The 7946-nt window shown below is 46.8% G+C and carries 8 protein-coding genes and 1 riboswitch; of the genes, 1 reads left to right on the forward strand and 7 read right to left on the reverse strand.

Going from position 1 to position 7946, the window contains the following annotated elements:
* Positions 1-11: 11 nt before the first annotated feature.
* The 6 genes from BUA75_RS14895 to ribD form a co-directional block, all read right to left on the reverse strand.
* Positions 12-698 (reverse strand): MFS transporter, encoded by a 687-nt coding sequence (locus BUA75_RS14895; RefSeq protein ID WP_072875372.1) that lies wholly within the window; start codon positions 696-698, stop codon positions 12-14.
* A gap of 33 nt (positions 699-731) precedes the next feature.
* Positions 732-2915, reverse strand: coding sequence for a PASTA domain-containing penicillin-binding protein (locus BUA75_RS14900; protein ID WP_238413548.1), 2184 nt, complete (start codon positions 2913-2915; stop codon positions 732-734).
* A 287-nt stretch (positions 2916-3202) separates the two neighbouring features.
* Entirely contained in the window at positions 3203-3682 is a 480-nt protein-coding gene (ribH, locus tag BUA75_RS14905; protein WP_072875373.1) for a 6,7-dimethyl-8-ribityllumazine synthase, read from the reverse strand.
* An 83-nt stretch (positions 3683-3765) separates the two neighbouring features.
* The gene (locus BUA75_RS14910; protein WP_072875374.1) at positions 3766-4956 is read right to left on the reverse strand and encodes a bifunctional 3,4-dihydroxy-2-butanone-4-phosphate synthase/GTP cyclohydrolase II; all 1191 of its coding nucleotides are present in this window, start codon (positions 4954-4956) and stop codon (positions 3766-3768) included.
* A gap of 33 nt (positions 4957-4989) precedes the next feature.
* Positions 4990-5652, reverse strand: a complete 663-nt coding sequence (locus BUA75_RS14915) for a riboflavin synthase (protein ID WP_072875375.1) — start codon at positions 5650-5652, stop codon at positions 4990-4992.
* Positions 5652-6848 carry a bifunctional diaminohydroxyphosphoribosylaminopyrimidine deaminase/5-amino-6-(5-phosphoribosylamino)uracil reductase RibD gene (gene ribD / locus BUA75_RS14920; protein WP_207549786.1) on the reverse strand — a complete coding sequence of 399 codons (1197 nt, stop codon included), beginning with the start codon at positions 6846-6848 and terminating at the stop codon, positions 5652-5654. The genes BUA75_RS14915 and ribD overlap by 1 nt, the downstream gene beginning before the upstream one ends.
* A 115-nt stretch (positions 6849-6963) precedes the next feature.
* A riboswitch (FMN riboswitch) is annotated at positions 6964-7142 on the reverse strand.
* A gap of 201 nt (positions 7143-7343) precedes the next feature.
* On the opposite strand from ribD, the gene BUA75_RS14925 reads away from it, so the two are divergent.
* Entirely contained in the window at positions 7344-7538 is a 195-nt protein-coding gene (locus BUA75_RS14925; protein ID WP_072875376.1) for a hypothetical protein, read from the forward strand.
* 107 nt (positions 7539-7645) lie between these two features.
* Here BUA75_RS14925 and BUA75_RS14930 read toward each other — a convergent pair.
* Positions 7646-7946: zinc ribbon domain-containing protein (locus tag BUA75_RS14930; protein WP_129583688.1), on the reverse strand; the 301-nt coding region annotated here is incomplete at its 5' end.

Raw genomic sequence — 7946 nt, forward strand, 5'->3', positions numbered from 1 at the left:
GAAACTAAGAACTATGGTGTTGACATTTCAACCTTGGTTGACAAATTAGAGAAAGGCGAACTTTGAGCTTTTTCAACCCCAAAATCCGAATACCCAAGTTTTGACTTTGGGGGTGAAACTGGAAGCATGAAGTAGAGCAACAGCGCAAGAGCAATCATGAATATGGCCGCAATCTCAAACACTGAACGCCAGCCTAGTTCCGATCCAAGCAACCCTGCAAAAGCACGCGCCAACAGGACACCAATAAGTAGTCCACTCATTACCACCCCTACAACTTTGCCGCGATTCGTCTCATCCGCCATATTTGCGGCTAGCGGGATAATGATTTGTGGTACCACGGTTGTCAATCCGACTAGGAACGCAAAAATCCATAACCAGAGCATAGAAACTGACGTGGCCATTGCCGCCAGAAGTATACTGACGAGAATCAATAAAATGACAATCAATCGGCGTTGTTCAAAACGATCTCCGAGTGGAACAAAAAACAATAAACCACACGCATACCCCACCTGGGTTAGCATAGACAGAATACCTAACGCGTGCGTGCTGGCATGAAAGGTTTGACCAATTTCCGCCAATAAAGGCTGTACATAGTAAAGATTAGCCACAGCAGCTCCACTGGCTATGGCCATGACAAGTAAAAGGCGCCGAGAGAGCGCTTGACCTCCCGACGCTGCAGAAGAAGTGTACGTATTCAACTTCAAATCCCCCCAACGTAAAAACACCCTTGATTAGCTGATGGTGGAAGGCGGTTTGAGTACAACGTTCACTTGCTCACCTGGATGTACAGGTTGTCCTGGAGCAATGGAAGTCTGCACAGCAAATCCCGTTCCCTGCACAACGGGATTCAAACCATAGGCTTGTAATAAACCAATGACTTGCTCTAATGTTAACCCTTTTATAGACGGCATCGTTTCCCCCTCTAGATTGCCGCGCGTCCAAACATATACGGGCATAGAGGTTGCTAATTCACTACCAGGAGCAGGCCACTGGCGCAATATGGTCGAACCGTTTCCATTGATAACCAAATTCCCTGATAGACGGGCAGCAAGATTTTGTGCTTGACTTACAGTATCCCCTACAAAGCTAGGTAAATTTTCAATATAGGACATTTTCTGTGCTGGTTTTAATTCCGATGTTTGGTTTTGTGTCTGTCCGAGAGGAGCAATATGATAGTAATTCATAATATCTTGCAAAACAGCACGAGCCACAGGTGTTGCTGTAGTATTTCCCCATGTGTCATTAACCGGTGTTTTCGGCCAGTCTACCGTACAATAAATTACAACTTGCGGATCCCAACCAGGAGCAAATCCAATAAAAGACGTGATGAATCGAGAATTATAAAACTTCCCTGTCTTTGGATTGACCACCTGAGCTGTACCCGTTTTACCTGCCACATCGTATCCTTTAATGTATGCCGCATTATCGATCCCCTGAGAGACATCAAGAACCATAGCATGGCGCACAGCAGCAAGTACCGAAGATGGAGCAATATCTCTCTGTACCGCGTCTGGTTGCGTCGTTTGAATAACCTGTCCCTCAGGCGAAATGATTTTTTCTACGACATATGGCCGATAAAGCGTTCCACCGTTGGCTATGGCCGCAACTCCATCAATCAATTGCAAGGGGGTTACAGCAATACCTTGACCGAATCCGGTAGTGGCCAACTGGATTTGACCCTCTTGTGAGGGCGGAAAAAGAATAGAACTTCCTTCATCCGGCAAGTCAACACCTGTAGGATGAGTCATGCCAAAAAGATTTAAGTAATGCATCAAATTGGACCAACCTAGTTTAAGAGCAATCTTGGCAAATCCAACATTACTGGAGTATTCAAGAGCCTTTAGAAACGAGATTTTACCCCATCCAACATAATTCCAATCATGAATGGTACGGCCATCAATTGTAATTTGTCCTGACATATAAGTCTGGTTGAGATTGATGGATTGAGTAGCTAAAGCAGCTGTCAGAACAAAAAGCTTGAATGTGGAACCTGGTTCGAAAGAAGCCGACACTGCCCAATTTTGATCGAGTGCTACAGGCGATGCCGTCCAATATTGGTTGGGATTAAAATCTGGACGGCTCGACATAGCGAGAATCTGTCCATTCCAGGGATCCATCACAATCATGGCTGCGTGTTCAGGATGTACCGTCTCATCCAAAATATCCATTTCGTGATCGACAAAACCCTGAATGACTGGATTGATGGTCAATTGCACAGAATCCCCCGGTTTAGGAGCCACTACTGTATGTACACTGCCCGGTAACGGAAATCCAAGTGCATCTTGCCGATAGTCCAACTTACCAGGGGTACCTTCGAGCAAATGGTTATCTTCAGCTTCTATCCCCATGACACCTTGACCATTGGGTCCAACATATCCAACTGTAGCTGCGGCAAAACGGCCAAAAGGATAAAAACGCTTCTCTGTAGAGGTAAACGTAAAATCTTCAGCATGTTTACCCTGTCCGTACAGTTTCTCAATAGCATCCTTCGTTGTCGCAAGAATCGGTTGATTCCACTGAATCCAATCATAACTTTGAGATACTAAGCTATAAATCTGGGTGTATGGCAATTGTAGAATATTGGATAAGTTTTGCGCCAAAGCCTGTCGGTTGGTGAAATCAGAAATTTTAATATCCATAATATAGGCTGGAACATCATACGCGATGGGCTGACCAGCAGCATCAAGAATTTCACCACGCGGTGCCAATTCGACTTTGGAAACATCCTGAACATTGGACGCGTCTTTCAACAATCCCGGCCCTAACACATGTTGTATATTCGTAATCCGCCAAGCTACCAGACAAAGTGCAGCTATACCGCCGACCTGCAAGGCAAGCATACGCCTTCTATGCCTTCTCGGGCGCTTTTCCGTCATCACTTTGCCAGGCTTGTACCGTTTTTTTTGGTCTTTCAAATCTCCACCCCTCGCTTTTGCACCTCAAAGCGATTTATGAATAGCCAGGCTGCGAGTGTCAACTATCAAACCTTCCAGCCTATTCTTATTCGCCAAAAAGAGAAAGCACAGCCCACAATCTGTGCGAAATGTGCTCTTCATAAAATTCGCGACGACTTGAACAAACCCTGCTCCAGTCAGAAACCAAATTGTCATAATCATGAATCGAGCAAAGCTGTCGCCCAGAACCAAAACGAATGGCCATGGGCGACTTGGTATCAGGGTGCTCTCTGAGGCAACTCAAATACTTAACCTAAATTTTGCAGCGAGCGGTTTAAGTTAGCCATTTCTATAGCCGAAACTGCAGCTTCCCAACCTTTGTTGCCAGCCTTTGTACCTGCTCGTTCTATGGCTTGTTCTATAGTATCTGTGGTCAATACGCCAAAAATAACGGGAATCTCAGCCTGTAAGCTAAGGTTGGCCACTCCTTTCGCAACTTCTGACGAAACATACTCAAAGTGAGGCGTAGAGCCTCGAATAACTGCACCCAATGTAATTACAGCATCAAATCGACCACTTTGCATCAATCGCTTGGCCGCAAACGGAATTTCAAATGCTCCCGGTACATAAGCAACATGAACAGCACTCTCTTCAACTCCATGGCGTTGCAAAGCATCCAGAGCACCACCAAGCAAGCGATGCGTGATAAATTCGTTAAAACGTCCAACCACAATGCCAAAGCGCAATCCTTGACCTATCAAATGTCCTTCCCAAATTTGCGCGTTCAAACTTTGTTCAACTCCTTTTTCATTTCAATGTCCTTACACGCTTAAATGTTATCGATTTCGTAACAGCTCACTTCAACTCAGAGCTACAGATGAAGAAGATGCCCCAGCTTTTCGCGCTTGGTCTGCAAATAATGCTCATTAAATGGATTGCGATCCACTTCCAGAGGGACACGCTCGATCACGGTCAGACCGTGCCCTTCAATCCCCCGCACTTTGCGCGGATTATTGGTTAACAACCGCATTTGTCGCACACCGAGATCGTACAAAATTTGTGCACCAATTCCATAATCTCGCAAATCATCAGCAAATCCAAGTCGATGATTAGCTTCTACTGTATCTGCTCCCTCATCTTGCAAGGCATAGGCTCGTATCTTATTCAGCAAACCAATGCCACGCCCTTCTTGGCGAAGATAAAGCAAAACGCCTTTTCCTTCTTCAGCTATCTGACGCAGTGCCGCATGCAACTGTGGTCCACAGTCACAGCGCAGAGAAGCAAACGCATCTCCTGTGAGACATTCTGAATGCACACGAACCAATGTGGGTGATTCATCTATCTCCCCCATGACCAGCGCCACATGTTCTTTTTCATCTAGCGAATTGGTATAAACCACCGCCTGAAAATGACCAAAAACGGTTGGCAACTGGGCCTGGGCCTGACGAATAACCAATTTTTCAGAGCGTTTTCGAAAAGCGATCAAATCGGCTATAGAAATCATTTTCAATCCGAGTTGACCCGCAATCTTCTCCAAATCAGGTAGCCGAGCCATGCTCCCATCGGGATTGAGAATTTCACAAATGACCCCCACAGGTTTCGCGCCTGCCAACCGAGCCAAGTCAACCGCCGCCTCTGTATGGCCAGCTCGCCTTAAGACTCCACCGTCTTTAGCGATGAGTGGAAAAATATGTCCAGGACGGCGAAAGTGCTCGGGACGAGCTTCTTCAGAGACTATGGCCGCAATGGTTTGCGCCCGTTCAAAAGCTGATATACCTGTGTGCGTATGTGCTTCATCGACAGAAATCGTAAAAGCTGTGCCATGCACATCCGTATTGTGCGCAACCATCGCATCAAAGCCTAATTGAGCAGCGCGATCTGCCGTAATCGGCACACAAACCAGACCCCTACCATGGGTAATCATGAGATTGATCAGTTCAGGCGTGACTTTTTCACCAAGCGCCACAAAATCTCCTTCATTTTCCCGATCTTCATCATCCACCACAATAACAGGACGGCCAGCTTGCAAATCGGCAATTGCAGCTTCAATTGTACTCAACATTGCCTATTCCCCTCTCTTCCACCATTGCCACCATCAAGCAAAACCATGTTCCGCCAACCACTGCAACGACAACTGGCTACTACGATTGACAGACGATGAGTCAACAGTTTGGTATTGCAAAAGTTTCTCTAAATACTTGGCCAGCACGTCACATTCAATGTTTACAACTCGGCCAGGACGAGCGCTTGCCAATGTTGTCATTTGACCAGTATGAGGAATAATGGAGAGTGTAAATGCATCTCCTCGATCTTCCATAACGGTTAACGAAACCCCATCAATACAAACGGAACCTTTATGAACAATGTATTTCATCAAGTGAGCAGGAGCTGCAATCGTCAAGACGCGTGCCATCCCCTCGTGCATCACTTCGCGCACGGTTCCGGTACCATCAATGTGGCCAGAAACTAAATGTCCACCCAGACGACCACCAATAGGTAATGCCCGTTCTACATGAACTTCGTCACCCGTTTGCAAAAGCCCTAAATTCGTGCGGCGCATTGTCTCTGGCACTGCTTCTACAGCAAAAGCTCCGGACATTCGCTCCACTACTGTTAAACAGACACCGTTGACTGCAATGGAATCACCCAATTGCATATCTCCAAGAATTTTGTTTGCAGCCAAAATGAAACGGGCGCCTTGTGGCGATTTATCTATCTTCTTAAGAATCGCCAATTCTTCTACCAGACCGGTGAACATTACGATTGTCCCCCTAGAACAGCGGTCAGCAAAATATCTTGTCCCACCATCCGGACTTTGACACTGTCCAGTTGTAGAGCGTCAGACATACGGGTAATTGGTTGCTGAGAAAGTAATGTCGATTTACCAGACAGCAACAATTTGGGAGCCATGAACCAGGCTATTTCTTGTACCAGGCCTTGTTCCAGGAAACTTGTTGACAAAGTTGGTCCTGACTCAAGCAAGACCGTTACCACCTGACGATTGGCCAAATCCGCAAGCATAGCTCGCAAGTCTAATCGGCCATTCACATCGGTTGCTACGCCTACTACTTCAACGTCTCCTTGTGAAATCAACTCCTCCTTCTGCTCAGATTGCAGAAATTGCTGTCCACAATAAATCAATGTGCGTCCAGGTTCACTGAGCAACCGAGCAGCAGGCGGAGTATGCAAGTGGGTGTCGATCACGATTCGTATCGGTTGACGGACATCCCGCATATGAGACAAGCGAACTGTCAACTGCGGATTGTCCGCAAGGACTGTGCCGATGCCCACCATCACTGCGTCTACTCGCGACCGCCAGTAATGAACCATTTGACGGGACTTTTCTCCGCTTACCCATCGACTGTCCCCAGTTGATGTCGCCATACGACCATCTAATGTACTGGCAGTTTTCCAGACAACATATGGCATATGAGTCGTTTGAACATGAAGATAAGGCTTATTTAATCTGCGCGCTTCTTCTTCCATAACCCCCATCTTCACGTCGATCCCAGCCGCTTGCAATTTCGCGGCACCTCGACCGGATACGCGTAAATCGGGATCGACCATGGCTAGAACTACACGCTTAATCCCTGCTTGAATCAGGGCATCAGCACAAGGAGGCGTCCGGCCATAATGACTGCATGGCTCCAGTGTGACATAAGCCGTAGCGCCTTTCGCTTCTGGACCAGCCTGGCGCAAAGCATGGATTTCAGCATGTGGAGTACCGGCGCGGAGATGCGCCCCTTGTCCAATCAATTGCCCCTCTTTGACCAACACGCAACCCACCCTAGGATTGGGATGGGTTTGACTACCAGCCGTAGCTGCCAAAGAAAGCGCCATGCGCATCCAACGTTCATCCTCTGATTCATCCAAAAACGAATGCAAATTTGCCAAAGCCCAATGTTTATCCTCTAAAAGTTCTTCTATAAAGTCTGCGAACATCTGCACCCCCATCTTCTCTTCGGGCCTTGATTAGCCATCGTTCATCCTAAACAAGAAACCCCTCCAACAGAACGCGGAGGGGCAATGAACGAATGACACATAGACACAAAACCTTTCGGTCTGCGCCAATTTCCTTCTTTCATCCGGACTATACCGTCGGTACTGGATTTTCACCAGTTCATGCTGTACCGCAGTGAAAACTGCATTTTTCAGCTCGTGGACTTGGCATCATACGGGATGCGCTCACCACCGATCGGGAATTGATGGCGTATAGGGAAACCATCTCACCCTGCCCCGAAGGAACTATGAAATTGTAAGTCAATCTTAGTATATGCTGCTTACTCACAAATCACAAGTACAAACGATTTTTCATACTTAACGATGGGAACAGTCGTTAGCAACCTATAGGTCTGCCGTTCCCTATAAGATTTTTACACATATCCTAAAATGATTCACTTCGACTCGATTATCAGAACGTCTGTCATTTGAGTCAAGGCGGTGGAAAGCTTGAATGCAGAAGAAAAGATTGCAACACATTACCGTACCGCATTTGTATTCTTAGCCTGCTTCATCTTGATTCATGGACTCTTTGGTGAAGATATCCTGCAGCACAAAGGCATGACTTTTGCCAATGAAGCCACGCGGCTTCTAATTTTAAGTTTTATTTACAAAATGCCCATTCTTTATTCTCAAGTATCATAGCCGCAAAATCATCTATTCCAAACTCGCTTCACTGATTTCACGCTCTTAACGATTGAAGAACAATTGACATCCTCCCCATGCCTAAAGGCAGGGGATTCCAACCATCACTAGTTGGCTTTCCTGCTTCGTTGAGGCGTGCCTTCTCGTTGGCTGTTGAGCTTTCGAGCGGGTCTTATCGCCTCTCCACAGGCTAACACCGCAAGCCCTGCGGCTAAGATGTTTTGAGCGGCGTTCACATCTCTGTCGTGATGTTCCCCGCATTCTGGACATGTCCACTGTCTGACGCTGAGTGGCATCTTCGGCATGAAATGTCCGCAATCAAAACACCGTTTGCTGGAGGGGTAGAATTTGTCGATTTTGACGACCGTTCTACCGTACCATTCAGCCTTATATTCGAGTTGACGTACA

Source organism: Alicyclobacillus tolerans, assembly GCF_900142255.1.
GTDB classification, from domain to species: domain Bacteria; phylum Bacillota; class Bacilli; order Alicyclobacillales; family Alicyclobacillaceae; genus Alicyclobacillus_I; species Alicyclobacillus_I tolerans.